Source organism: Streptococcus sp. GMD6S (genome assembly GCF_000297015.1).
Map to the genome: position 1 here is coordinate 20,999 of NZ_AJRH01000010.1, position 26,519 is coordinate 47,517.

The 26,519-nt window shown below is 41.4% G+C and carries 25 protein-coding genes, 1 tRNA gene and 2 pseudogenes; 6 read left to right on the top strand and 22 right to left on the bottom strand.

What is annotated here, in order from left to right:
• Nucleotides 1-38: 38 nt before the first annotated feature.
• Together nth and GMD6S_RS02865 are read right to left on the bottom strand one after the other, a co-directional pair.
• Nucleotides 39-668 carry an endonuclease III gene (gene nth / locus GMD6S_RS02860; RefSeq protein WP_000244432.1) on the bottom strand — a complete coding sequence of 210 codons (630 nt, stop codon included), beginning with the start codon at nucleotides 666-668 and terminating at the stop codon, nucleotides 39-41.
• Nucleotides 669-1,211, bottom strand: a complete 543-nt coding sequence (locus GMD6S_RS02865; protein WP_000773194.1) for a YceD family protein — start codon at nucleotides 1,209-1,211, stop codon at nucleotides 669-671.
• Nucleotides 1,212-1,379: 168 nt separating this feature from the next.
• Between GMD6S_RS02865 and GMD6S_RS02870 the strand changes: the two genes are divergently transcribed.
• Both GMD6S_RS02870 and GMD6S_RS02880 read left to right on the top strand, forming a co-directional pair.
• Nucleotides 1,380-1,709: a hypothetical protein gene (locus GMD6S_RS02870; protein ID WP_000389545.1), complete on the top strand. Its 330-nt coding sequence runs from the start codon at nucleotides 1,380-1,382 to the stop codon at nucleotides 1,707-1,709.
• A gap of 484 nt (nucleotides 1,710-2,193) precedes the next feature.
• A complete protein-coding gene (locus tag GMD6S_RS02880; RefSeq protein WP_008285058.1) occupies nucleotides 2,194-3,753 on the top strand; it encodes an ATP-binding cassette domain-containing protein in 1,560 nt (519 codons plus the stop codon).
• A gap of 183 nt (nucleotides 3,754-3,936) precedes the next feature.
• Here GMD6S_RS02880 and GMD6S_RS02885 read toward each other — a convergent pair whose 3' ends face one another.
• From GMD6S_RS02885 to GMD6S_RS02910, 6 genes and pseudogenes are all read right to left on the bottom strand, one after another.
• A complete protein-coding gene (locus GMD6S_RS02885) occupies nucleotides 3,937-4,566 on the bottom strand; it encodes an ABC-2 transporter permease (RefSeq protein WP_000202415.1) in 630 nt (209 codons plus the stop codon).
• Nucleotides 4,566-5,414 carry an ABC transporter ATP-binding protein gene (locus GMD6S_RS02890; protein WP_000049613.1) on the bottom strand — a complete coding sequence of 283 codons (849 nt, stop codon included), beginning with the start codon at nucleotides 5,412-5,414 and terminating at the stop codon, nucleotides 4,566-4,568. The genes GMD6S_RS02885 and GMD6S_RS02890 overlap by 1 nt, the downstream gene beginning before the upstream one ends.
• Nucleotides 5,407-5,787 (bottom strand): GntR family transcriptional regulator, encoded by a 381-nt coding sequence (locus tag GMD6S_RS02895; RefSeq protein WP_001025497.1) that lies wholly within the window; start codon nucleotides 5,785-5,787, stop codon nucleotides 5,407-5,409. Before GMD6S_RS02895 ends, GMD6S_RS02890 begins: the two co-directional genes overlap by 8 nt.
• Nucleotides 5,788-5,903: 116 nt before the next feature.
• Nucleotides 5,904-6,265, bottom strand: a pseudogene (locus tag GMD6S_RS02900) (RNA polymerase sigma factor).
• A 60-nt stretch (nucleotides 6,266-6,325) separates the two neighbouring features.
• Nucleotides 6,326-7,225, bottom strand: a complete 900-nt coding sequence (htpX, locus tag GMD6S_RS02905; protein ID WP_000895757.1) for a zinc metalloprotease HtpX — start codon at nucleotides 7,223-7,225, stop codon at nucleotides 6,326-6,328.
• Between the two features lies 1 nt (nucleotide 7,226).
• Nucleotides 7,227-7,787, bottom strand: a complete 561-nt coding sequence (locus GMD6S_RS02910; protein ID WP_000219838.1) for a LemA family protein — start codon at nucleotides 7,785-7,787, stop codon at nucleotides 7,227-7,229.
• Between the two features lie 93 nt (nucleotides 7,788-7,880).
• On the opposite strand from GMD6S_RS02910, the gene rsmG reads away from it, so the two are divergent.
• On the top strand, nucleotides 7,881-8,594 hold the full coding sequence (rsmG, locus tag GMD6S_RS02915; RefSeq protein WP_000801953.1) for a 16S rRNA (guanine(527)-N(7))-methyltransferase RsmG: 714 nt from the start codon (nucleotides 7,881-7,883) through the stop codon (nucleotides 8,592-8,594).
• Nucleotides 8,595-8,964: 370 nt separating this feature from the next.
• Nucleotides 8,965-10,248, top strand: coding sequence for a uracil-xanthine permease family protein (locus GMD6S_RS02920; protein WP_000808282.1), 1,284 nt, complete (start codon nucleotides 8,965-8,967; stop codon nucleotides 10,246-10,248).
• Between the two features lie 44 nt (nucleotides 10,249-10,292).
• On the opposite strand, the gene GMD6S_RS02925 is transcribed toward GMD6S_RS02920, so the two are convergent.
• From GMD6S_RS02925 to GMD6S_RS02965, 9 genes are all read right to left on the bottom strand, one after another.
• Nucleotides 10,293-11,198 (bottom strand): DMT family transporter, encoded by a 906-nt coding sequence (locus GMD6S_RS02925; RefSeq protein WP_000047999.1) that lies wholly within the window; start codon nucleotides 11,196-11,198, stop codon nucleotides 10,293-10,295.
• Nucleotides 11,199-11,206: 8 nt separating this feature from the next.
• Nucleotides 11,207-12,142: a serine hydrolase domain-containing protein gene (locus GMD6S_RS02930; RefSeq protein ID WP_000870771.1), complete on the bottom strand. Its 936-nt coding sequence runs from the start codon at nucleotides 12,140-12,142 to the stop codon at nucleotides 11,207-11,209.
• Entirely contained in the window at nucleotides 12,139-12,864 is a 726-nt protein-coding gene (locus GMD6S_RS02935) for a CppA N-terminal domain-containing protein (RefSeq protein WP_000115585.1), read from the bottom strand. Before GMD6S_RS02935 ends, GMD6S_RS02930 begins: the two co-directional genes overlap by 4 nt.
• Before the next feature lie 110 nt (nucleotides 12,865-12,974).
• A complete protein-coding gene (gene gla, locus GMD6S_RS02940) occupies nucleotides 12,975-13,844 on the bottom strand; it encodes an aquaglyceroporin Gla (protein ID WP_000348116.1) in 870 nt (289 codons plus the stop codon).
• Nucleotides 13,845-14,001: 157 nt separating this feature from the next.
• Nucleotides 14,002-15,168 (bottom strand): ATP-grasp domain-containing protein, encoded by a 1,167-nt coding sequence (locus GMD6S_RS02945; RefSeq protein WP_001108612.1) that lies wholly within the window; start codon nucleotides 15,166-15,168, stop codon nucleotides 14,002-14,004.
• Between the two features lie 12 nt (nucleotides 15,169-15,180).
• Nucleotides 15,181-15,921 (bottom strand): esterase family protein, encoded by a 741-nt coding sequence (locus GMD6S_RS02950; protein WP_000546816.1) that lies wholly within the window; start codon nucleotides 15,919-15,921, stop codon nucleotides 15,181-15,183.
• A gap of 20 nt (nucleotides 15,922-15,941) precedes the next feature.
• The gene (locus GMD6S_RS02955) at nucleotides 15,942-16,766 is read right to left on the bottom strand and encodes an alpha/beta hydrolase (protein ID WP_001016817.1); all 825 of its coding nucleotides are present in this window, start codon (nucleotides 16,764-16,766) and stop codon (nucleotides 15,942-15,944) included.
• A gap of 135 nt (nucleotides 16,767-16,901) precedes the next feature.
• Nucleotides 16,902-18,116, bottom strand: a complete 1,215-nt coding sequence (gene thiI, locus GMD6S_RS02960; protein WP_001200090.1) for a tRNA uracil 4-sulfurtransferase ThiI — start codon at nucleotides 18,114-18,116, stop codon at nucleotides 16,902-16,904.
• A gap of 8 nt (nucleotides 18,117-18,124) precedes the next feature.
• A complete protein-coding gene (locus tag GMD6S_RS02965) occupies nucleotides 18,125-19,267 on the bottom strand; it encodes a cysteine desulfurase family protein (RefSeq protein WP_000638938.1) in 1,143 nt (380 codons plus the stop codon).
• A 137-nt stretch (nucleotides 19,268-19,404) separates the two neighbouring features.
• On the opposite strand from GMD6S_RS02965, the gene GMD6S_RS02970 reads away from it, so the two are divergent.
• Nucleotides 19,405-19,830: a DUF6556 family protein gene (locus GMD6S_RS02970; protein ID WP_000073919.1), complete on the top strand. Its 426-nt coding sequence runs from the start codon at nucleotides 19,405-19,407 to the stop codon at nucleotides 19,828-19,830.
• Nucleotides 19,831-19,874: 44 nt separating this feature from the next.
• Here the strand turns inward: GMD6S_RS02970 and GMD6S_RS02975 are convergent, their stop codons facing one another.
• The 4 genes from GMD6S_RS02975 to GMD6S_RS02990 all read right to left on the bottom strand — a co-directional run bounded on the left by GMD6S_RS02975 (nucleotide 19,875) and on the right by GMD6S_RS02990 (nucleotide 25,865).
• Nucleotides 19,875-22,181 (bottom strand): DNA translocase FtsK, encoded by a 2,307-nt coding sequence (locus GMD6S_RS02975; protein WP_001284602.1) that lies wholly within the window; start codon nucleotides 22,179-22,181, stop codon nucleotides 19,875-19,877.
• 86 nt (nucleotides 22,182-22,267) lie between these two features.
• Nucleotides 22,268-24,220, bottom strand: coding sequence for a PTS fructose transporter subunit IIABC (locus GMD6S_RS02980; RefSeq protein ID WP_000701469.1), 1,953 nt, complete (start codon nucleotides 24,218-24,220; stop codon nucleotides 22,268-22,270).
• Nucleotides 24,217-25,128 (bottom strand): 1-phosphofructokinase, encoded by a 912-nt coding sequence (gene pfkB, locus GMD6S_RS02985; protein WP_000640823.1) that lies wholly within the window; start codon nucleotides 25,126-25,128, stop codon nucleotides 24,217-24,219. The genes GMD6S_RS02980 and pfkB overlap by 4 nt, the downstream gene beginning before the upstream one ends.
• Nucleotides 25,125-25,865 (bottom strand): DeoR/GlpR family DNA-binding transcription regulator, encoded by a 741-nt coding sequence (locus GMD6S_RS02990; protein ID WP_000920660.1) that lies wholly within the window; start codon nucleotides 25,863-25,865, stop codon nucleotides 25,125-25,127. Before GMD6S_RS02990 ends, pfkB begins: the two co-directional genes overlap by 4 nt.
• Nucleotides 25,866-26,026: 161 nt before the next feature.
• Between GMD6S_RS02990 and GMD6S_RS02995 the strand changes: the two genes are divergently transcribed.
• A tRNA-Ser gene (locus GMD6S_RS02995) sits at nucleotides 26,027-26,114 on the top strand.
• A 169-nt stretch (nucleotides 26,115-26,283) separates the two neighbouring features.
• On the opposite strand, the pseudogene GMD6S_RS03000 reads toward GMD6S_RS02995, so the two are convergent.
• Nucleotides 26,284-26,519 (bottom strand): annotated as a pseudogene (locus GMD6S_RS03000) (hypothetical protein); the annotation flags it as partial.

A 26,519-nucleotide genomic window follows, 5' to 3' on the forward strand; every position in this document is an offset into this window, starting at 1 on the left:
CACCCTTAAAATCAAGCAAAAACTTTTTCAGAGTCCCCTTAAACATTACTAAAATCATACAGTTGGGGATAGTGGTCACATTCTGGATTTTTGGGATGGCAGATAGCTCGTCCAAAGTAAATCATAGCCTGGTGGGCTGCTAACCACTCTTCTGGTGGCAAGACATCCATAACACGTTTCTCTACTTCAAGTGGCGTAGCCGATTTTTTTACGATATCGTGATGCTTACAGATACGCTCCACATGAGTATCCACTGCAAAAGCAGGAATCCCAAACCCCACACTCATGACGACATTTGCTGTTTTACGACCAACACCCGCTAGACTTTCTAATTCCTCTCGTGTCTGAGGCACTTGACCATCAAAATCGTCTAGTAACTGTTGGGCACATTTTTTAAGGAATTTGGCCTTATTTCGATACAGTCCCAGGCGAGAAATGTGTGAAGCAATTTCACTCTCTGTCGCGACAGACATGGCTTGTGGCGTTGGAAAAGCAGCAAAGAGACCTGGCGTGGCCTTATTTACCGCTGCATCTGTCGTCTGAGCTGACAACATCACCGCAACCAAGAGTTCAAAATGATTGCGAAAATCTAGACTTGGTTTGGCATCTGGAAAAAGGGCAATAATTTCCTCTATGACATGACGGGCACGTTTCTTGGATAAAACCATCTACTCGTCTCCATCAAACAGTCCTTGCAAGCCAGCAAATGGACTGTTTTCTTCTTTCTTGACTGCTTGTTGGGCTTGGTATTCTTCCTCAGTCATGATTTGCCAGTCATTTCCTGACACAAAACCTTGGCCCGCCTCTTCTTCTGCCGTCAAGACTTTGATTGGGATATTGAGCAAGATATTATCTGCTACGCTCTCTGCAAGGTTGATTTCCCCATTTTCGATAGGCAAGACCAAATCATCATCTAGAACTTCCTGGTCCAGTTGGTTGGTCGCTCCTTCCATGAAAACTTCTGTCACTGGATAAGACTCAGCTAACTCAACCGGCTCCATACTGCGGCTGGAAGCAAGGACAATGGTATATGACAACTGATAGTCTAAGAAATACAGACGGTCTTCGTACTGTACCTTCCCCACTGCAAGGATATCTTTGACATCTAAAATCTCTTGGTTCCGTTTACGCAAGTCTGCTGCCAGGTCTAAAGCTTGTTCAAAATGCAGGCCTTCAGGTTGCTTACGAATTTCTTGAATATTTAACTTCATATTTCCTCCATAAAGATGTACTCACTTGATTATACCATGAAAAGGCTATAAGTCAGCTTTCCAAACTTTGATATTAAAATCTCATTTTTTAACATATTTACTATGACAAACTTTCCTATTAGTGCTATACTATAGGCAAGAATACACTAGAGCAAGGAGGATGCTCATATGGAAGATAAAGCACTCATCACTGAAGCTTACCAACTCCTTTCCGAGTTAGATAAAAGCTACCAAAGTTGCAAACAAGGAACAGCCGATGATCTTCGACTGCAAGAGCTGCTGAACACCACTCTTACGGAACTAAAAAAAGCAGAAAAGCTGGACAACAGTATCTTAATCGACCTTGAGAAATTTTACCAACGCACCAGTCTTCTGATTGGACTAGGGAGCCTAAAACTGAATGATCAAGCACGCACCGCTTGGCGCAACTATGACAAGTTCCACTACGAACATGTCAAACACGTACTGACTCTCTATGGGCCTGTTTTTGGTTTCTGATACTCTTCAAAAATCTCTTCAAACCACGTTAACTTCGCCTTGCCGTTGGTATGGGTTACTGACTTCGTCAGCTCTATCTGCAACCTGAAAGCTGTGCTTTAAGCAGTCTTCGGGTCGCTTCCTAGTTTGCCCTTTGATTTTCATTGAGTATAAAAACTAGAATTTCCTGTTTTCTATTGACAAAATTTCCTGAAAGGTATAGGATAGAGGTACTAATACTCGGAGGTAAGGGAGACATGAACAACTAATCTATCAAATAAAGAACCTTTATTTAGTAGATCTTGTTTTTGTCTCTTTTTGTGTGCTCTTTTAATACTAGATTTTCTAGTATCTTGTCCTCATTGAAAATCAAAAAACTGGAAAGCTAATCATCTGCCCCTCTTGGGTTAGGCAGCTCCAAGCTAGTTTGACGACCTTTTCAACGAGGATAATAGAGTTTTGACAGTGACTTTGGGCTCTACTAGATAAAGTAGAGCTTTTTGTTATGCACTATGGACATTCTAGAAAGGGCAACAATATGATAAAAATCAATCATCTGACCATCACACAAAACAAAGATCTACGAGATCTTGTATCTGACCTAACCATGACTATCCAAGACGGAGAAAAGGTTGCTATTATTGGTGAAGAGGGAAATGGCAAATCGACTTTACTACGAGCTTTAATGGGGGAAGCTTTGCCTGATTTTACTATCAAGGGCGACATTCAGTCTGACCTTCAATCACTGGCCTACATTCCTCAAAAACTAGCTGAGGACCTGAAAAAGAAAACTCTACATGACTACTTCTTTTTGGATTCTGCTGATTTAGACTACAGTATTCTTTATCGTTTGGCGGAGGAATTGCACTTTGATAGCGACCGTTTTGCTAGCGACCAAGAAATTGGCAGTCTATCAGGGGGCGAAGCTTTGAAAATTCAGCTCATCCATGAGTTGGCAAAACCCTTTGAGATTCTATTTTTAGATGAACCTTCAAATGACCTAGACCTTGAGACGGTTGATTGGCTAAAAGGTCAAATTCGAAAGATTAGGCAAACTGTTATTTTCATTTCCCATGATGAAGACTTTCTTTCTCAAACTGCGGATACTATTATCCATTTACGCCTTGTTAAACACCGGAAAGAAGCCGAAACCCTAGTGGAGCATTTAGACTACGATCGCTATAGTGACCAGAGGAAGGCTAGTTTTGCCAGACAAAGCCAGCAAGCTGCTAACGACCAAAGAGCCTATGACAAAACCATGGAAAAACATCGTCGCGTTAAGCAGAATGTAGAAAATGCTTTGCGAAATACTAAAAATGATGTTGCCGGGCGCCTATTGGCTAAAAAGATGAAAAATGTACTCTCTCAAGAAAAACGCTTTGAAAAGGAAGCCCAGTCCATGACCCAAAAGCCACTTGACGAGGAACAAATCCAACTTTTCTTTTCAGACGTCCAACCATTACCGGCTTCTAAAGTATTAATCCAACTGGAAAAAGAAAATTTGTCCATTGGAGAGCGCGTTTTAGCTCAGGGGTTACAACTAACTGTCCGTGGCCAAGATAAAATCGGTATCATTGGGCCAAATGGTGTTGGGAAATCAACTCTGTTAGCCAAGTTTCAACAACTGCTCAGCGCCAAAAGAGAGATTTCGCTTGCTTTTATGCCACAAGATTACCATAAAAAACTGCAATTGGATTTATCTCCAATAGCCTACCTCAGTCAAACTGGACGAAAAGAGGAACTGCAGAAAATCCAATCTCACCTAGCTAGTCTCAATTTCAGCTATCCAGAGATGCACCACCAAATCCGCTCCTTATCTGGTGGTCAACAGGGTAAACTTCTACTTTTGGATTTAGTGTTGCGCAAACCAAACTTTCTCCTTCTAGATGAGCCCACACGAAACTTTTCTCCCACTTCTCAACCCGAAATCAGAAAACTCTTTGCCTCCTATCCAGGCGGTCTGATTACTGTTTCGCATGACAGACGCTTCTTAAAAGAGGTCTGTACGAGTATCTATCGTTTGACAGAAAATGGTTTGGAAGTTGTTGATTTACAAGATTTATAAATGTTGAATATAGCAAAAATCCAGAGACGACCTCTGGATTCTTTGGGCTGTTTGAGCTAACTCAAACAGCTTGAAAGATACTCACTTAATCAGAAGAACAACTTTGTTGCACTTGACTTGACAATTAAGGAAAAAATTGTTTTTCCATCTCTGCCACTTAACTACAAATTAAATAATTTATAACTAGTATTCTTTTTTCTCCATAATCATAACGGACAATTTTACTGCAAGCCCTATGATTAATATGCTTACAACTAAAATTCCTAAGCAAATCATTGATATAGAATTCTTACTAAAAATCTCCATTAGTTCTGCAAGAAAATTTGACTTTTCTTTTAACAGTGTTGATAAAGCAAATATTAAGAAATAAGTGATTACCATAATGAGTCTACCCTTTTCAGCACCATATTTAAGAATAAATGGTAATTGAATGGCAGACATAAGTATACTAGCAGCTAATGTAATTAAAGCAATAAACACTATATTATCCAATGACATTTGATTTTTTGTCATCAACAGTACAAAAATGCAGATTGAACCAACCAAACCAAAGGCAAATGCAAAGAAAAACTTGCTCAACACATAACTGCTCTTTTTTATTGGCATCGAAAATGCAAACTGTTCGAAATTTGATTTTGTATCATAGCCAAAGGCGATTGCAGTAAGTATGAGCGGAATCATTACACATATTAACGGAACCATAAACAATTCATTTTCATAAATTCCATATACAGCCAGTGCAATACTGATAGTAACCGTTAATAATAATGTCTTTTTTAAAGTTGCTATATCTTTCAAAATTAATGATGTCATTATTGTCTCACTCCTTTCACAAAGTAAATCATAATATCCTCAATTGACGGTTTTTGTAACTTGATACCATCAGGTACAAGACTCTTTTTAACAAGTAACTCTTGCCCAAAAGAATGTATTCTTCTTCCTACAATGGCTTCTTCATCAATGTTATTTACTTCTTCATTGGATAAAGTACATATACCGTAGTTTTCTTTTAACTCATCTTTTGTTTCCATAAATAAGATTTTTCCATTGTGGATAAAAGCAATGTAATCTGCCACTTTTTCTAAGTCAGATAAAATATGGGAAGAAATAAGAATTGTATGATTTTCATCTTGCATAAAATCTAATAACAAATCCAAGATTTCCTCTCTTACAATTGGGTCAAGCCCACTTGTTGCTTCATCTAAAATCAAAAGTTCAGCATTGTGAGATAAAGCAACAGCCATTGAAAGTTTCATTTTCATACCACGAGAATAGTTTTTAATCATCTTTTTATGTGGTAAATTGAATTTTTCAACGAATCCATAAAACTGCTTTTTATCCCATTTTGAATAAACTCTATGACAAAACTTTTCAACATCGATTAATGTCATTTCTTCCGGCACTAACAAATCATCAAATACCACTCCAAGTTTATCTTTCAGTTCAACACTATTAGGATTTTCCTCATCTAAAAGTCTTATATCGCCAGAGTCTTTTCTTAAAAGCCCAAGTAACAATTTTATAGTTGTACTTTTACCAGCTCCATTCTGTCCGATATATCCAACTATTGTTCCTTTCGGAATAGTAAGATTTACCGGTCCTAGTTTAAAACTGTCAAATGTTTTTACTAAATCTTTAATTTCAATAGCATATTTACTCATATTCACCCTCCACATAACTCTTTAACATTTTTATCAATTCATCACTGGATACATCTGCAATTTCTGAAAGTTCAACTACTTCTTGAAGCTTCGATTCAATTTTCTTTAAGTATTCTTCTCGAATTAGTTCTTTATTTTGTGCTGCAACAAAATTACCTTTTCCTTGTACCGAATTTATAAACCCGTCTAACTCTAATTCATCAAAAGCTCTTTTTGCAGTTAACATACTTACTCTTATTTCTTTCGCTAAGAATCTTATCGAAGGTAGTTGTTCTCCCACTTTCAAATCTCCAGAAATGATTTGTGCTTTAATTTGATTTTTTATTTGCAGATATATTGGTTCATCACTGGAATTATTTATCTGTATATTCATCATCAACCCCCTACTGTTATTTGTGTTTTAACTGTTATTATTATAGCATAACAGTTAAAACATTGCAATATCTAAAAAGAAGCAGACAAAAATTTTTTTCCCGCTTCTTCTCATTACTATCTAAATTCTTTCAGCAACTCTCTTAGCTTTTCCAATATCTTATTTCTTCTCTTTATGAGAGCTGGATGAGATATTTTTTTCATTTCAGCCACCAAACGAATAGTTTCATCATTGAAATAAAGTCTATCAATGATTTCTCTTTCTTCATCATTTAATTTTGATAGTGCATCTCGCACTGCCTCAATCATCCTCTGTGTCTGAACGTTTTTATCTACATCAAAACCCTCATCAACTATACTATCCTCAAAATGTCCATCATTTTCAAAAGACGAGAAAAAAGCAGGTGATTTCTTCTATCCACCTGCTTCAAATATTTTTCGGCTCTATAATATTTGTAGTGGGTAAATCCCCTATGGATATTATGGAGCTTATTTTAGCTTTTCTTCAACCCACTACAGTTGACAAAGAGCCATTTTTTCTACATGTGTTTCAAGCGTTCGATTCGTTCTGAGATAGGTGGGTGGGTATAAAAGAGTTTTTGTAGTCCCCCACCTTTCTTAGGATCATTGATGTACAGAGCACTGCTGGCATCATCGACATGGTGATGCATCGGCTCGCTATTGTCCAACTTACGCAAGGCATTGATCATCCCTTGAGGATTGCGGGTCAGCTCCACACTAGATGCATCCGCCAGAAATTCCCTCTGACGGGAAATGGCTAATTGCACCAAGGTTGCAGCGAGAGGTGCTAGAACAATGGCTAAGAGAGAGATAACAAGCATGATAATCTCCAAACCATTTCCATCACGATCATTATCACTCCGTCTGCGGCCTGCACCACCCCACCACATCATCCGTCCTGCCATACTAGATAGCAGGGTAATAGCACTAGCAAGGGCAACAGCAATGGTCGAAATACGGATATCATAGTTCCGGATATGACTGACTTCATGCCCCATTACTGCTTCTAGCTCCTCACGGTTCATGATGGCTAGGAGACCCGAAGTGGCTGCGACAGCTGCATTCTGCGGATTCGAACCTGTTGCAAAGGCATTTAAAGATGAATCCTCAATGATGAAAACACGAGGCATGGGAATCTGAGCGACCATGGCCATATCTTCTACTACATGGTAGAGGTTTGGAGCTGTTTGCTCATCAACCTCACGCGCCCCATTCATAGACATGACAATCTCTGTCGATTGAAAGATCATGGTCAGAGCGTAGATAAGACCAATAATCAAGGCAATAATCATGCCACCAAGACCTGAGCGCATGAAGAGATAGCCAACCGCATAACCAACCAAGGCCAAGAGTAGGAAGAAAACCAGCAACAAAATCCAGGTTTTTCGTTTATTGCTCGCAATTTGATCAAACAACATCTTAGTCACCTAATCCGCTAAAGTCAACTTTAGGAACTGCCTTTTCCTCTTCAGGTGTTTGAAGGAAGTCTGCAGCTTTAAATCCAAATAGTCCTGCGATGATGTTGCTTGGGAAACTTTCAAGTTTTACATTGTAGTTGCTGACAACACTGTTGTAGAGTTGGCGTGAGTAAGAAATTTTATTTTCAGTATTGGTCAACTCTTCTTGTAATTTGATAAAGTTAGCACTAGCTTTCAAGTCTGGGTAATTCTCTGCTACTGCAAAGATACCAGAAATCTGGCGGGTAAGGGCATCACTGGCCTTCATAGCTTCAGCTGGTGAAGTTGCTGCGGCTACTTGTCTTCGAAGTTCTGTCACTTTTTCCAAGGTAGAACCTTCATATTTCGCATAGCCTTTGACTGTTTCAATCAAGTTTGGGAGGAGATCATTACGACGCTTCAACTGAACATCTATCTGGCTCCAAGCCTCCTTGGTCTGCATACGATTTTTAACCAAACCGTTATAGCTAACAATCACAAAAATAACAATCAGAGCCAAAACTCCAAGAATAATCCAAGTCATAATCTTATTCCTTTCTGCTTTTAGATTACTACCAGTATATCAAAATTTTAACGAATATGGTAAAATAAGATGATACTAGAGAAGGAAACTACTATGAAACCAGAAACATTTTACAGCCTACTAGCTGAGCAAAATCTTCCACTTTCGGACCAGCAAAAGAACCAATTTGAACGGTATTTTGAACTCTTGGTCGAGTGGAATGAAAAAATTAACCTGACCGCTATTACAGATAAAGAAGAAGTTTATCTCAAACATTTTTATGATTCGATTGCACCCATTCTGCAAGGTTTGATTTCAAATGAAACTATCAAACTTCTTGATATCGGGGCTGGGGCAGGATTTCCCAGCCTTCCTATGAAAATCCTCTATCCTCAGTTAGATGTAACCATCATTGATTCGCTAAATAAGCGCATCAACTTCCTCCAACTATTGGCTCAGGAGCTGGATTTGGACGGTGTTCACTTCTACCATGGACGGGCAGAAGACTTTGCCCAAGACAAGAACTTCCGTGCCCAGTTTGATGTGGTGACGGCTCGTGCGGTTGCCCGTATGCAGGTTTTGTCTGAGCTGACCATTCCCTATCTTAAAGTCGGTGGCAAACTATTGGCACTCAAGGCCAGCAATGCTCCTGAGGAATTGCTAGAAGCCAAGAATGCCCTCAACCTCCTCTTCAGCAAGGTCGAAGACAATCTCAGCTACGCCCTACCAAATGGAGATCCGCGCTACATCACTGTCGTCGAAAAGAAAAAGGAAACACCTAACAAGTACCCAAGAAAGGCTGGCATGCCCAACAAACGCCCACTTTAAACAATGGTGCACCCTTGTTTAAAGTTCAGAAAACAATTTACAAAATCAGCCTCGCTTTATTATTTCTAGGATCGGGAAAAATTCGTTTACAAAATCAACCTCGCTTTTTTGTTTCTGGGCTCGGGAAAAAATGATTTACAAAATCAAACCTCGCTTTCGCATTTCTAGGCTCGGGAAAAATTCGTTTACAAAACGAATTTTTTCTGCTATACTATCCTAAGCAAAGGTTTTTAATGTCATCCTGTGAGGTGACGAAGGCGCAGATTTATATAAATTTTTAAAAGATAGCTATTTTTTAAAAAGTCTTACTCTGAGGGCCTATTGCTGCAAAATAATGGGCTCTTTTTTGGTGCCCAAAAGTGAGGTTTTTATGAAACAGGAATCAACTGTTGACTTGTTACTAGACGTTGATCAACGTCCTTCTGCTGGTAAAGGTATTCTTCTCAGCTTCCAGCACGTATTTGCCATGTTTGGTGCAACCATTCTCGTTCCCTTAATTTTGGGAATGCCCGTGTCGGTTGCTCTCTTTGCTTCCGGTATTGGAACACTTATCTACATGATTTCTACTGGTTTTAAGGTTCCAGTTTACCTAGGTTCTTCATTCGCCTTTATCACGGCTATGTCTCTAGCCATGAAAGAAATGGGGGGCGATGTATCTGCTGCTCAAACTGGGGTCATCTTGACTGGTTTGGTCTATGTCCTTGTAGCAGCAAGTGTTCGTTTTGCAGGTACGAAATGGATTGATAAACTCTTGCCACCAATCATTATCGGACCTATGATTATCGTTATCGGTCTTGGTCTTGCTGGTTCTGCTGTAACGAATGCTGGACTTGTGGCAGACGGAAACTGGAAAAACGCCCTTGTAGCCGTTGTTACGTTCTTGATTGCAGCCTTTATCAATACAAAAGGAAAAGGGTTCCTCCGTATCATTCCTTTCCTCTTTGCCATCATCGGTGGGTATATCTTCGCTATGATGCTTGGTTTGGTTGACTTTACCCCAGTCCTTCAAGCCAACTGGTTTGAAATTCCTGGTTTCTACTTGCCATTTAGCACTGGTGGTGCCTTTAAAGAGTACAACTTGTACTTCGGTCCTGAAACAATTGCTATCTTGCCAATTGCAATCGTAACAATTTCAGAACACATTGGAGACCACACAGTTTTGAGTCAAATCTGTGGCCGTCAATTCCTAAAAGAACCAGGACTTCACCGTACGCTTCTCGGTGACGGTATCGCGACATCTGTATCCGCCTTCCTCGGTGGACCAGCTAACACGACTTACGGAGAAAATACAGGAGTTATCGGGATGACTCGCATCGCTTCTGTCTCTGTTATCCGTAACGCGGCCTTCATCGCCATTGCTCTTAGCTTCCTTGGTAAATTTACTGCCTTGATTTCAACCATTCCAAATGCTGTGCTTGGTGGCATGTCCATCCTTCTCTACGGGGTTATCGCCAGCAATGGTTTGAAAGTTTTGATTAAGGAACGCGTTGACTTCAGCCAAATGCGTAACCTCATCATCGCAAGTGCCATGTTGGTACTTGGACTTGGTGGGGCTATCCTCAAACTTGGCCCAGTTACACTTTCAGGTACTGCTCTATCAGCCATGACAGGAATCATCTTGAACTTGATTTTGCCACACGAAAATAAAGACTAATCATCTATACACAAAAAATCCACTCGATTGAGTGGATTTTTTAATTACTTACTCTTTATTTCCAACAGTAAATCTTTCAATGAAATAATGGTCACGGCTAGTAAAATCATAGCCATACCTATAAAATCAATCGCATAAAACTGTTCCTTCATAATCAGAAAGGCAAAGAAAACGGCAGAAATTGGCTCTATGGAAGCCAATAAACTAGACTTAACAGGGCCTATCAGACTAGCTCCCTTTAGGAAAGCTGTATATGCAAAGACCGTTCCGATGATGATAATCCCAGCAAATGCAAAGAGAAAATCTAAGCTGGTTGGTATGCTGGCCTGTAAGACTCCTGTGAAGGGAATAGCCACTACACCAGAAATAACCATCCCGACACCAATCACCAAAATACTGCCCCACTTCTTAATCAAAACGATGGGAAGGATAATATAGAGGGCATAGGTCAAGGCTGAAAAGAGGCCCCAGAACAGACCTAGGGGTGTGACAGACAACTGGTCGACTTTCCCATGCGTCGCGATCAGAAAAGTTCCTCCTATAGCCAATCCAATCGAAATAATCTCAGCCAGTGTCGGAGCTACCTTATCCTTCATACAGGTATAAACCAAGATCCCAACGGGGCATACATACTGGAGAACTGTCGCCGTTCCAGCATTGGTTTCCTGAATGGCAGAAAGATAGGCAAACTGGTTTAAGAAAAGTCCAAAAACTGCAAATAGCAACAGAGATAGCAGACTTTTTTTGTCTTTTAAAAAAGAAAGGAATTTATCCTTTGAAGTCGTATAGGATAAGAACACCAGTGCCAAGCCTGCAATGATAAGTCGCAAATTGGTCAAGACTAAAGCAGAAATCCCGTGTGCCATCAGGTATTGGCCACTGGTTCCAGACAAGCCCCAAGCAATCCCTGCCACTACTGTATACAGAGTTCCTTTTACGGTTTTCGACATGCTTCCCCCTACTCCTCTTGACGAATCATTTCCATCACTTGGTTTCGGTCAACTATCCACTGGGTACGCTCATCCTTCTCATACGTTCGATTGGATAAAAAGATAGTAGCTTCTTGTTTCTCTCGATTCCACATGATAAAGGTACCAGTATAGCCCGTATGGTCGAGCCAGGCTCCTTCCAAATTCCAGGCTAGGGACCGCTCCTTATCATCTAAGGGAGAAAAATTTCGGCTCAATTCTGCAGCAAAATCATCTTTCAAGTAATGTTCCAGAAAGATCTGCAGATCCTTAACAGTCGAAAACAAACCAGCACTTCCTGCGTGTTTCCCTAATAGACGGGCTTTGGGATCATGAATATTTCCGGCCTCCACTCCTTTCACTGTTGGGACAGCTTGCTCAACGGGACCGAACTTGGTCTCCTTCATCCCCCATGCTTCCAAAACTTGTTCTTCTATAATCTGATCCAAGTCTTGATTAAAGATTTTTTCCAAAAGAAAGCCCAAAAGTAAAAAGTGAACGTCCGAGTATAGGAAGGCTGGCTGACTTCGTCTATTGAGGTGAAACATGGCTTCTTTTAATTCAGGGGCAGTCAAGAGGTCCCGATTTGGAATAAAGGGGTCTAAATCTGTAGCATGGGTCAAAAGTTGCCGTATAGTGATATCAGGATAATCACACTCCGGTAAAAAATCCGTCACCGGTCGATCAATATCTAATTTGCCCTGCTGCCACAAGAAGGTAAAAACCGTCCCCACTCCCACTACCTTACTCACACTGGCTAGATCATAAACCAAACCACTTTCTGTCTTCAAGTCTCTTTCTGGATCACTCAATCCTAGATAAGACTCTTTCCATTCACCATCCTTATAATACGCAAAAGAGGCCCCGGGATAAATCCCTGCCTCGATTTGATTTTCTATTTTTCTTAGAATTTTTTCCCACTTCATGCTTCTTCAAACCACAATTCAATGTTATTGGTATCTTTACCAAGGAAGAATTTTTCAGACTTAGGGACAAAGTAGCCTGTCTTTTCAAATTTCTGACGAAGACTGGTTAAATCAAAATTCTTGACTAAAAATTTTAACATCGTCAGGTCCCAAGTGACATTGTTTTCAACAACCAAATCTGGTCCTTGCCCTTTCGTAAAGGTAATTACTGGCGCTACTCCTTCAGGATCAAGTAAGCTCTCTGTCTCCTCAGGCAAACGCAACTCCATAGAAACCTCAAATTGGCTCATGTATTTTATACCTGTATTTGAATAAAATTCAGGAACAGTTTCCAGTGGAACCAAATCTCTTATATCATCTTCTGCATGAACAAGGATCACATCCTCTTCAGGTGAAACAATCTCAAAAGCATACCCTCGGTTTCCTTTAAATAGGCGAGGAAGAGACTTCATCTGAGAAAGAAGGCCCTCAATTTCAGAAGGATTTTCAACCTTTATCAAGAGTCTAGCTAGCTTCTTAAGCCCTTCAACTCTGCGTGTTCGCATGCTTGGAGACTCTTCTAAAATCAATCTCTCCGTAGCTGTCTGGTCGCCTAAGGAAAGAAAGGCAGACTCTTCCAGCAAAGGTTTCATCCCCAGAGTTTCAATGTAAAATTTTTCATTTAATTTTCGGTTATTAACTTTCACAGTCGGAATGATCCGAACTATCTCATTCACACTCATATATTCCTCCAACTCTTTTATTTTAAAGGATTTTCGAATATTTTACAAGCCATATCTATTTTATTTAGAAATTTTACAAGAAAAAAACTGGGATTCCCCAGTTTCATTTCTTATAGGTAAAGTAGTTTAAATAGTGCTACTGCCGCAATAGCCGCTGCAATTGGAGCTACAACTGGAACCCATGCATACCACCATTTTGAATCACCCTTGTGTTGACCAAGAACTGATTTTGGAAGGAGTTCGTGAAGAAGACGTGGTCCGAAGTCACGAGCTGGGTTCAAACCAGGTCCAGTAGGTCCACCAAGTGAAGTTACCAAGGCCATCACTAGGAAACCAAGTGCCAAGTGCGCAACTGAGATCCCAGCAGCTGTATGTGGAGCTACTTGAGCTTTTACTGCCAATTCACTTAAATCAACAGTTTGTCCAGCTTGAGTAGCCATTTGTTTCATGTATTGAAGAACCTCAGCACCAAAGAAGTTTTTAGTCAAACCAAGTGCTGCAAAGAAAAGAACAAATGAACCTACAAACTCATTGAGGAAACCGTTAACAGTAGCTGCAAAACGTGATTCTTTTGTACCATGGTCGATGCTTGAAATTGTTGAGAAGGTACCCAAGATATTGTTAGGGTTTTCTGTCTTCAAGTAGTAAGGACGGTGAGTCGCTACAACCAAAGCTTGACCAAAGATTGCTCCCAAAACTTGTGCTAGGATGTAATATGGTACTTGCTCCCAAGAGAAAAGTCCACTAACAGCAAGTCCAAGAGTGAAAGCTGGGTTGATGTGGTTACCAGATACATTACCAAACATCAAGGCTGGGATCATAACCCCCATACCATAACCAACCGCGATAACGAGCCAGCCACTTTGGTGACCTTTCGTACCTTTAAGTTCAACGTTAGCAACTGCACCATTACCAAGAATGATCAAAATAGCAGTTCCCAAGAATTCTGTGGCATATTTAATAGCCCATGTAAAATCCATTTGATAGATTCTCCTTAAATTTTTTTAGACAATCCTTATTCTATCAATTTTTAGGCCTTTTAGCAATATCTTTTCTAAAAGAATCTATGGAAAACGCTTTATTTAACTTATCTTTAAGAAAAGGACAAAAGGAGTCAAACTCCTTTCATCCTTTTCGTTACTCTTGACGTTGACCAAAATCTGCAATCATCTGCTCCATCTCTTGGCGACTCGGAGTGGTCAACATATAAAGGTAGTCCCCTTGTAGCTCTGCAAAGGCTGCTGGCATGATTTTTTTGACCTTGAATTGCTGGCTGTACTTAGCAAGCAAGTCTTCTTCTGAATAGACATAATTTGCATTGGCACGACGTGAAGTAGCTAGACAGTATTGAGGTTCAAATTCTGATGCTGGGAACTCTTCTCCTGCGACAATAGCTGCATAACCTCGGTAGAGATCCAAGGAGTGGGTAAAGTTATAAACATCAATGGTAAAGCCACCTGCAGGACGGTTATTGTACTCAATGGCAATGTAGTCATCCCCGTCACGGAAAAACTCGATATGGAAAAAGCGCTCTTTCATACCAAATTCCTTGACAATGGCCTCGCCATACTTGCGCAGTTTGGGATCCATATCCTTGAGTACATAGTAGGAATTGTCCATCTTATAAATCATGAGATCAAGTGGTGTATGGGCGTAGTCGAAAGTCGTTGAAAAGACGATGTTGCCATCTTTGTCCACAAGCCCATCAAAGGTGCAGATTTCGCTAGAAGTGACAAATTTTTCAAAGAAATAAACGGTTGAATGGTCCCATTCAGCCTTAAAGTGATTTACATCGTCTTCTGTCTCAAGCTTAAAGGTTGCTGCCGCTCCCACTCCATTATCAGGTTTGGCAATCATTGGTAGACCGATTTCGTTCACTGCTTTATCCACATCTGCTTCCGTATGGATAACAGCACCAGGTACCACAGGGACGCCTGCTTTTTTGAAAAATTTCTTCATCTCAGACTTAAACTTGGTCTTTTTGAGATCCTCTGGTTTGGCACCAAAGACATTGAATTGCTCTCTGAGTGTTGCGTCCAGCTCAAGCCAGTATTCATTGTGGGACTCAATGCGGTCGATTGGGCCATGCTTGTAGAAAAGAAAAGCTACTGCACGTTTTACTTCGTCTATGTTCTCAAGATTGTCCACACGGAAATACTCGGTTAGGCTATTGCGCAAAGGTTCATCAAGTTGTTCGTAGGGCTCCTGACCAATTCCCAAAACGGTGATGCCTTTATTGGCTAGCTCGATGGTAAACTGTTGGAAGTTTTGCGGATAGTAGGGAGAAATAACAAGGTAATTCATAGGCAACTCCTTTTATAGATACAGGTGTCCAAGAAAATAGGGCATTTGTTTACGCCACCATTCCCAGTCGTGGGCGACATCGTGTCCCCATTCAGCAAACCAGGCTGGAATTTGTTTCTGGTCAAAGGCTTCTTTGAGCTTGTAGAAGGATGGCAGACCATCTTGTTCCCAGGCACCAAGGCCCGTACAAACGACGATTTCTGCCTGACGGTAACGATCGATAAACCATCCGTCGTTTTGATTCCAGATATAATCTACAGGTGAGTTTTGGTAAATTGCATCATCATTGTAGTAATCGCCAACGAAGAAACGTGCGTCGTAAACACCGCTGAGGGCAATCACCTTGGTAAAGACATCTGGATGCTGGAGAAAGAAATTGAGTGCATGATATGCCCCCATCGAGCAACCTGTCGTCATCATGCCATCAAACCAACCTGTCTTATGCTTGATAAAAGGAATGGCCTCCTCAATCACGTAACGTTCGTAAGCACGATGCATCTCCGCCTGGTCATGACCATTTTTCCAAGTGGCCAACCAGCTCTCACTGTCCACACTGGAGAGAGTAAAGAACTGGACGCGCCCTTCTTCGATAAAGGAAGCACAGGCATCAATCATGCCAAAATCATAGTATTCGTTGTGACTGCCACCAGATGAAGCAAAAACAACAACTGGAATCCCAGCATGTCCATAACGGTTGAGATACATTTCACGGTTGAGATTGCCACTCCAGTGGCTGAGGTTTTCAATATGCATTGGCTTTCTCCTTTCCTAACTTACCATTTCTCCGCAAAAAATCGGAGACAGTCTGGTAAATTTTCCGACCAAGGTATTTCACTATGGATAGCACCAGACTGAACTTTCAAGACAAGATTATCCAAGTGTACTCCACCTGCAATCAAATCACGGTAATAACGAAGCGACGAGTCGATATAGGCTTGCTTGATATTGCCAGCCATCAAGGTCTTGTCCGTATCGTCTGCTTCTTCTGTTCCTACATAGATAAAAATGCGCTGTTCAGGCGACAGTTTTTTACGTTCGATGTAGCGGTTAAAGGCTTCTTGGTGAAGCCAGTTAGCAGATGAGAAGACACCTAGGCAACCAATTCGGTCTTGGTACTCTAGTCCGATAAACTGAGTAATATTGCCTCCTAGTGACGAACCAATCATAGCCGTATGCTGGCGATCAGCTTTGGTACGATAGGTTTCATCGATAAAAGGCTTGACCACCTCCATGACAAACTCGGCATACTCCACACCCTTACCGCCAAACTGCTGGCCTGGGATAGGAGATTCTTGAAACTTCCAAGCCGCATACTCATTCATCCGCCCCATGCCGTCATTATCGATGGCAACGACAATCATGCGACTGATATCAGGATTCCGCTTAATGGCTGGAATAATCTTCCAAGAGTGTCCGATATAAGACTCCTTGCTGTAAAAGACATTTTGCCCATCATGAAAGTAAACTACAGGATAAAAACGGTCTGTGTCCTTCTCGTAGTCCTTTGGCAGAAGCACACGCACACGACGCTCTTTTCCAGTATAAGGCACCTTGAGTTTGTGTTCTTTCATTTTTAAGTAAAAGTAGGAATGATTCATTGTCAGAAAACTCTCTATATTCAAAATTTTATCTCATTATACCATAAAAATAGAAAAAAAGTCAGTAAATGTCCATTTTAAGGATAAATAACTAACTTTTTCATTTATTTTTTTGAATTCTTCTGGATTTTATGATTAGAGGAGATTGTCAATTAACTCATCGACAGCATCTTTTTCAACCTGGGGAGTGATTTCAGTAATCATAATCCCAGCCACTGCTCGCTCAACCAAGCCTTCAACATCCATGCGTTTTTCATACTGCTCTGCATTCTCTATCTTAGGATTGGTCTTAGGACGGTCAGGCGCAAAAATAGTACAGCAGTCTTCAAAAGGCTGGATTGAAATTTCAAAGGTATCGATTTCCTGCGCGATGTCAATGATTTCCAACTTGTCCATCGTAACCACGGGACGAATAATGGGAGTGCTAGTCACAGCGTTGATAGTCTGCATGCTTTCCAAAGTTTGGCTAGCTACTTGGCCAAGACTTTCCCCATTGATGATAACTAAACCATTTCGTACCTCACGGATACGGTCGGTAATGCGCATCATAAAACGACGCGTCAAGGTCATGAGGTAGGCTTCTGGTGCCTTAGCCTTGATTTCTTCTTGAATCTCTGTGAAAGGCACCTCGATAAACTGAATATTGCCCCCAAACTTGGTCAATTTGCGGGTCAAATCTTGGGCTTTTTTAAGGGCACCAGGACTTGTGTATGGTGGGCTGGCAAAGTGAACGGCCTCAATATCTACCCCACGTTTAAGAGCTAGATAACCTGCCACAGGTGAATCAATCCCTCCTGACAACATGAGCATGCCTTTACCAGAACTTCCCACAGGTAATCCTCCTGCTCCACGAAAGGTTTCATAGGAAAGATAGGCAGCCTCTTCACGAATCTCAACCTGAAGATTAATATCTGGATTTTTCATCTGAGCTTGCACGTTTGGAATAGCCTCGAAAACAGCTCCACCAAGAGTTTGATTGAGTTCACGACTATCTAATTCAAAGTTGTGGTCGCTACGCTTGCTAGTGATTTTAAAGGTCATCCCTTCCTTGTAGATTTCCTTCATAATCTCTTGGACAGCAGACTTCAGAACGTCCACTGACTTTTCAATCTTATACACAGGAGAAAAGTTTTGAATCCCAAAAACTTGTTTGAGCGATTCTGCAACTGCTGTATAGTCAGCTCCATTGAGGTAAGCGTGGGCACGGTCGCGATCTGCCGTTACCTTAACTTGGGGATAGATAGACAAAACGTCTGAAATATTATTGCGAAGTTTATTGATGAAACGCATACGATTTTTGTGCTTGGTTGACAATTCTCCGTAACGAATCATAATTTCTGAATACTGCATAAATGCTCCTATCTTACTTTTCTAGTTTGATTGTAAATTAATTTTAGCTTGGTCAAAAACTGCTCGACTTGACTCATATCATTTTCCAAGTCTAGGCTTAGACGCACAGCTGACTGGGCCTTATCTTTGTCCACTCCCATGGCAATCAAGGTCCCCGCAGGTTTCCCTGCCTTGGACGAACAAGCAGAGGTTGTGGAAATGAAAATATCATAGTCTTCAAAGGCGTGAACGATGACTTCACCACGAACACCCTTAATCCCAAAAGTCAGGATATGAGGGGCAAAGTCTTCCTCATCTGAAAAGACAAAAATATCTGGATAATCCAGAAGGGCTTGACGAATGACTGCCTTCATCTGGCTTGTCTTAGCAGTAAATAAGTCTAGATTTTCCATAGCCAAACGGAGAGCTTTGGCTGTTGCAGCAATCCCTGCCACATTTTCAGTTGTCGAACGATAGTCTCCCTCTTGACCACCACCAGTTAAAAGAGGCATGATCCTCTTACCAGACTTGATATAGACAAATCCAACACCTCTGACACCATGAAATTTATGACTTGAGAAGGTCGCAAAATCCACTCGATCCGTCAAGTATTTTTCAGTCGGAATCTTAGCAAGTGCCTGAACCGCATCAACATGGAAGGAAATGGTCGGCTTATCTGCCAAGAGTTCTGAAATAGCCTCAATAGGCTGGATAGAGCCGATTTCATTGTTAACTGCCATGATGGAGACGAGAGTCGTATCAGGACGTATCAAATCTGCTAATGCTTCAACATCCACAAATCCTTTCTCATCAACTGGAGCAAAATCTATTTCAAAACCTTGACTATTCAGCCAAAGGGCTGATTCCTTAACTGCTGGATGTTCAATGGCTGATACAATGATGTGCTTGCCAAACTGGGCTTTTTCAAAGGCCACACCCTTGATGACCCAGTTATCTCCTTCTGTTCCACCTGAGGTAAAGAAGATTTCATCACTTTTCTTGCCAATCAAATCTGCAATTTGCTGCCGGGAAGCATCTAAAATTCGTGTTGCCTGATCTCCCAAACGATGGAGACTAGACGGATTTCCTACAATTTTTGAAGCGACCTGCATGTAAGTTTCAAGTGCTTCAGGATAAGGCTTGGTTGTCGCCGAATTATCAAAGTAGATCATGTTTTCTCACGCTTTCTAAAATCACTTCTTCTATTGTATCACGAAAAGAGACCTGCGACAAGAAAGGGAGGTTTCTCTTTTTTTAAGATTTTTTTAAAGAAATGAGGTATAATAAATCATAATTAAAGGAGAGTATCATGTCTAACTATCGTAGAACTTCAAAACCAAAAACAGAACACATCAAAAAGGGATTTACTGTCTTTCAAAAAACGATTGCTACTATCGGTAGTATTCTTGGTCTAATCACCGCTACTATTACCATCATGAACGCCATGGACAATAACAAAAACAACAAAAAAGAACCGACGACAACCCAAACAACTGTTGTCAAGGAAATTCAAAAGGAATCCCCTCAGGAAAATACTACACCTAACAGGGACAACACTTCTACTAAAGAAAATACCACGCAAGAAGAAACTTCTCAATCCAATAAAAAAGAGGAGAAAAAAGAAGAGCAGAAAACAACAACTCAGGACTCTTCTACACCTGCTACAAATAAAGAAACAAGCGATAATGGAACACAGTCAAATACGACGACTTCTGAAACTAAAACGAACCAGTAATCACCAAAATAGCTTCTTTCCAAATTTGGAAAGAAGCTATTTTTTTATTGTTGTAATACTTTTCGTGGTTTGGTTCCTTCAGCTGGACCGATGACACCTGCCATTTCGAGTTCTTCCATCAGGCGAGTCGCACGGTTAAATCCAACAGACAAACGACGCTGAATCATAGAAGCACTAGCTTTCTGTGTCTCGATAACCAAAGCCTTGGCTTCCTCAAAGAGCGGATCGCCACCAGCTTCACTATCAGAGAAATCTCCTTCATTTTCAGGGACGTCTCCTGGGTCAAAGCTATCATCGTAGTCCGCATCCGCCTGAGCCTTGATGAAATTTACAATGCGTTCAACATCATCATCTGAGATAAAGGATCCTTGTAGACGGACTGGGTGATTTTCATCAATTGGTTTAAAGAGCATATCTCCTCGACCGAGCAGTTTTTCAGCTCCATTTTCATCCAAGATGGTTCGCGAATCTGTACCTGATGAAACTGCAAAAGCCACACGAGATGGGACATTGGCCTTGATAAGACCAGAGATAACATCAACCGATGGACGTTGCGTTGCGAGAATCATGTGAATCCCTGCAGCACGCGCCTTCTGTCCGAGACGAATGATGGCATCTTCCACTTCCTTGCTAGCCACCATCATGAGGTCTGCCAACTCGTCCACAATGACAACAATCAAAGGCAGCGGTACTTGTTTGTACTCAGATTGGCTATTATATTCCTCGACCTTGGCATTGTAACCAGCGATATTTCGTACTCCAACCTTAGCAAAGAGTTCGTAACGATTTTCCATCTCATCCACAACCTTTTGCAGAGCCTTGCTGGCCTTGCGTGGATTGGTCACAACTGGAATCAAGAGGTGAGGAATGTCATTGTAAACCGATAACTCAACCATCTTTGGATCCACCATCATAAACTTGACCTGGTCGGGTCTTGCTTTCATCAGAATGCTAGCGATAATACCGTTAACTGCGACTGACTTCCCTGATCCCGTCGAACCTGCAACGAGTAGGTGGGGCATCTTGGAAAGGTCAAAGGTTCGAGCTGTTCCATTGACAGCCTTACCTAGAGGAATTTCGAGGAGATTTTCTGGTTTAGTCTGAGACTGTTCCCAGAGTTCACGGAAGGAAACGGTCGCAATTTCAGAGTTAGGAACCTCAATTCCGACTAAGGATTTACCAGGGATTGGAGCCTCAATCCGAACATCCTTGGCCGCAAGAGCCAGCGCTAAGTCGTCTGCCAGATTGGAAATACGGTTAACCCGTACACCAACTGCTGGCTTGACTTCATACTTGGTTACTGATGGGCCGATTTCAGCCCGTTCCACCGTCACCTTGATACCAAAGCTGGCAAAGGTTTCTTCTAGGATTTTGATATTTTCTCGAACAATCTTCTTTTCCTTGGACTGATCTTTGGGTTTATCTGGCGCAAAGAGTTGCAAGCTTGGTAGCTTGTATTCAAGGGCTTCCTTAGCAGAAAAATCAACCTGTACCTCTTCATCCTCAAAGTCTTCTTCCACATCAGGAACGTCAAAATCAGTTTTAGGGAGGATAATCTCCGGTTCGATCCATTCTTCCTCAGGAATTGGGGGGAAATCGTAGTCCGGTACCTCTGATAAGATTTCTCCCGTTTCAGGATCTACAGGAGGAAGCGGTAATGCATCCTGTTCTTCTTGTTCTCTCTGAATTCTGGCTGCTTCTTCAGCTTCTTGACGAGCCTTCTCTTCTTCTCTCTTGATGAAGCGTTCCTGTTTTCTCTGTTCCTGTTTTTCCATGAAGGATCTGAACTGAGCTCCAATAAAGGCTGCAACATCATAAATAGACCAAGGACTAACTAAGAGTGCCCCAACTAGAATTAAGAGAACTCCAATAAAGTACGATCCGATATTGGAGAAAAGAAAAGATATGGGGATATAGAGTCCAACACCAAGCAAGCCTCCACCAGCGAAGCTAGTCACTCGCATACCAGTCAAGTCCGTCATAACTTGAGACAGGGTCCCTTTTAGAACTGACTGCTCCAAGCCATATTTCCAAACCAAGTAGGCCTCAAAAATCAAGAGCAAGCCAGCGAAGATACAAAGAAATCCTGACAGAAGCCCCTCTTGCTTGCGGATCCATTTAAATAAAAAAAGATAAATGAGTAGGGCACCAATGGCCACATAGGCCAAACTTCCGACCACCAGTCGAATGAGATTATAAAGGGTGATACCCGCCGCACCAAGCTTGAGGGCTGCAATAATCAACAATAAAGCAATCCCTAAGGAAATCAACATCCTCTGAATAGCTTGTTTTCTTTCAAGTTCTGCTTTAGACGGTCTCCGTCTTGTTTTTGTAGTATTCTTGTTTGCCATTCTTCTATTATACCATATTTCACAGCCATTTCGAATAGAGAAAAAGATTGCACCAAATGGTAACAATCTTTCTATTCTAATCCATTTTATGCTTGTGGCTTGCGTAGGTAACCATAAACCACACCACTTACGATTGCACCAACCAAGACAAAGGCAAGGTAGAGAAGGGCATTTGAAGTAAGAGCGATGACGAAGATTCCTCCGTGTGGCGCCATGAGTTTGATTCCTGCAAGACCAACGAGTCCGCCCGCTACTGCAGAACCAAGGATGAAGCTTGGAATCGCACGAGCTGGGTCAGCGGCACCAAATGGAATCGCTCCCTCAGTGATAAATGACAAGCCCATGATGATGTTTGTCAAACCAGAGTTGCGTTCTTCTTTGGTAAATTTATTTTTGAAAAGAAGGGTTGCGACAAAGATAGCAAGTGGTGGAACCATTCCGCCAGCCATAACTGCTGCCATTGCTACAGAACCACCTGAAGAAACAGTCGCTGCAAGCGTACCAGTACCAAAGACATAAGCCGCTTTATTAACTGGCCCACCCATATCAACAGCCATCATGCCTCCAAGAACGATACCAAGAAAAACAGCTGAACCTCCTCCAAGACCACCTAGGAAGTCATTCATAGCAGTGTTGATTGCTGCCATTGGAATATTGACAGCCAACATAACAAATCCTGTCAAGATTGTTCCGAAAAGCGGTAGGATAAGGATAGATTTAGCACCTTCAAGTGAACGAGGAACTTTAACGTATTTCTTGATAGCAAGAACCAAGGCACCTGCGATAAATCCACCAACAAGGGCACCTAGGAAACCAGATGAGACACCTGCAAGAGTTGAAGTTGCTTCACCACCTGCTGCATAAGGAATTTTACCAAAGGCAAAACCTTCTTTGGCAATAGCACCAGCCACAAAACCAGCTACCAAACCAGGTTTTTCAGCGATAGAGTAGGCTACGTAGCCTGCAAAGACTGGAAGCATCAAGCCAAAGGCTGCTCCACCAATTTTCATGAACATTGAAGCTAGTTCATGGTAGGATCCGAGATTGCCAAGACTATCTTGTGGCACACCAAAAGCTCCGTCGATTAAGAAGGCGAGGGCAATCATGATACCACCACCAATAACGAATGGCAACATTTGAGATACACCACTCATCAAGTGTTTGTAGAAAGCACCACCAAGGCTTTGTTTTTCATTAGATGCTGTTGCAGCTTTTGCTCCATTAACAGCACGATAAACTTCAGCATCTCCTGAAAGAGCCAAGTTGATCAATTCTTCTGTCTTACGGATACCGTCTGCAACTGGACGATTAACCAATGGTTTGCCATCGAAACGATCCATCTCAACAGCCTTGTCCGCAGCGATAATAACAGCTTTAGCCTTGCGGATGTCTTCCGCAGTCAATTGGTTCCCAACACCGCTAGCACCATTGGTTTCAACCTTGATCCCAACACCCATTTCAGCAGCCACTTTTTGAAGGGCTTCTTGGGCCATGTAAGTGTGGGCAATACCTGTCGTACAAGCTGTAACAGCTACGATAAAGTCGCCAGAGTCATTGGCAGGTGCTTGAACAGGTTCCTCAGCTTTTTCTGAAGCTTGGTCAAAGAGTTCGATAACTTGATCTGCCGATGTTACTTGACGAAGTTTGTCTGCAAAACCGTCTTTCATTAAGTATTGAGACAATTCTGCCAAGGCTGCTAAGTGAGTATCATTGGCACCTTCTGGAGCTGCAATCATGAAGAAGAGGTCTGTTGGTTGCCCATCCAAACTTTCATAGTCAACACCCTTGTTTGACTTTGCAAAGAGAACCGTTGCTTCTTTGACAGCAGAGTTTTTGCTGTGAGGCATAGCAATTCCGTCACCCAAGCCAGTGGAAGTGAGAGCTTCACGCGCTAAGATTCCTTCTTTAAAGGTTTCAAAATCCGTCACGTAACCGTGATCTACCAAACTTTTAATCATCTCTTCGATAACAGCTGTTTTTTCAGTTGCCTGCAAATCCAGCAACATGACATCTTTTCTCAATAGGTCTTGAATTTTCATCGTTTTTCTACCTCAACTTTTTCATATGTTTCTTTAATAAATTCCTCTGTTGCCAAGTCATCCGAGAAGGTAGTTGCTGTTCCACAAGCTACTCCCCATTTGAAGGCTTCTACTGCATCTTTAGATTTGACAAATTCACCGGTAAATCCAGCGACCATAGAGTCGCCAGCTCCCACTGAATTTTTGACTGTTCCCTTGATAGGTTTTGCGAAGTAAGCTCCCTCAGATGTGACAAGAAGAGCACCGTCCCCAGCCATAGAGATGATGACGTTTTGAGCTCCCTTGGCCAGTAACTGACGAGCATAGTTCTCGATTTCATCTAAACTTTCGAGTTTCACTCCAAAGATAGCTCCAAGTTCGTGATTGTTTGGTTTAACCAAAAGTGGATGGTAGTCTAAACTATCAATCAAGGTCTGTCCTTCAAAGTCACAAACAACTTGAGCACCAGTCTGGCGTGTCAAGGCAATCAAATCTTTATAGATAACATTGCCTAGGTTCTTAGCACTCGAACCTGCAAACACAACCGTATCATCTGCTGTCAGACTAGACAAAATAGCTTTCAATTCTTCTAACTGAGCCGGTTCCACATTTGGACCAGTCCCGTTGATTTCTGTTTCTTGGTCTGCTTTAATCTTGACATTGATGCGAGTATCTTCTGCTACTTGGACAAAACGAGTTTCGATTTCTTCCTCTGTAAGGGTATCTGTGATAAATTTACCAGTAAAACCTCCGATAAATCCAGTCGCAGTATTTGGAATACCCAAGCGCTTCAAAACACGGCTGACATTGATTCCTTTCCCACCAGCAAACTTATCATCACTGTCCATACGATTGACACTGCCGACTTGAACTTGCTCCAAGCGCACAATATAATCTATGGATGGATTAAGTGTGACTGTATAAATCATACTTCTATTACCTCCGTTTTCTTCTTAATAGCCTGCAAGAGCTCATGCCCTTGACTTGTGATGACAATAGCGCGTTTAAGTGGTGCTACTTTGGCAAAGCAAGTTTGACCAATCTTTGACGAATCCACCAAGACATAGGTTTGTTTGGCATTCTCTAAAATAGCACGCTTAACGGCTCCCTCCTCCATATCAGGAGTCGTATAATAACCATCGTCCACACCATTCATCCCGATAAAGGCACGGTCAAAGTGCAATTGATTGATTTGGTTAAGAGCAACACCACCGATACATGCATCTGTTGCCATTTTGACACTTCCTCCAACCATGACAGTTGGAATCTGTTTTTCAACCAACTGAACCGCATGGTGAATGGAGTTGGTCACGACTGTGATATTCTTATTAACCAATTCCTTGATTAAAAAAGCAGTTGTCGTTCCAGCATCGATAAAGATAACATCTTGTTCCTTAATAAGAGAGGCTGCTTTCTGAGCCAGTAGCTTCTTCTCTTGAAGGTTTTTGACAGATTTTTCTTGGATGGTTTCTTCTTCCTGCAAGGAGTGGGGCAATTCTGCTCCACCATGTACACGGCGAAGCTTGTTTTCCGCCTCCAACTCGTCCAAATCTCTTCGTACTGTCGATTCTGATGTTTCTAATAGACTAACCAATTTTTCTAGGGAAACTACATGATGTTGATTTAACTCCTCTAAAATCAGTTGCTTCCGCTCAGTTTTTAACACCAAATCACCTCCTGTTATCGTTTACACTATTCATTCTAGCACATTCTCTACCAAAGTCAAGCATTTTTTGTCATTTTCTGTCAAATTCTATCATTTTTCTTATTTCCAAAATTTTTATTGCAAGATAAGTGGCTTTATGGTAGACTATTTGAGTAAGTATTGGAAGATTACTCAAGAGGCTTAAGAGGCCGTGTTGGAAACGCGGTAGGCGTGTAACAGCGTGCGTGGGTTCGAATCCCATGTCTTCCGTAGAAAAAAGAAAAACTGCACCTCAATGCAGTTTTTTTATCGTTCTAAGAACAATATATAGGAATGAAAGGCTGAGTTACTCTAACTATCACACCACATTTTTGTATCCTAATTCATAAAAAAACAAGTAGTTTATTAAGACTACTTGTTTTTCTTTTAAATCTTAGGATTAGATATTGCTTTTATCTTTCTTATCTGAAGATTTGTCTGTTGATTTATCAGTGGATTTGTTTGAAGATTTATCTGAAGACTTGTCTGTTGATTTATCATTAGACTTAGTTGAGTTTTTACGGACAATTTTATCATAACCTTCTGTATCATCAAGCAACTCTGTCGCCAAAGTACGGTAATCTTCTTGAGAAATCAGCCAGTTTCCATCCTTATCCTTTGTTAATTTGATTTCAG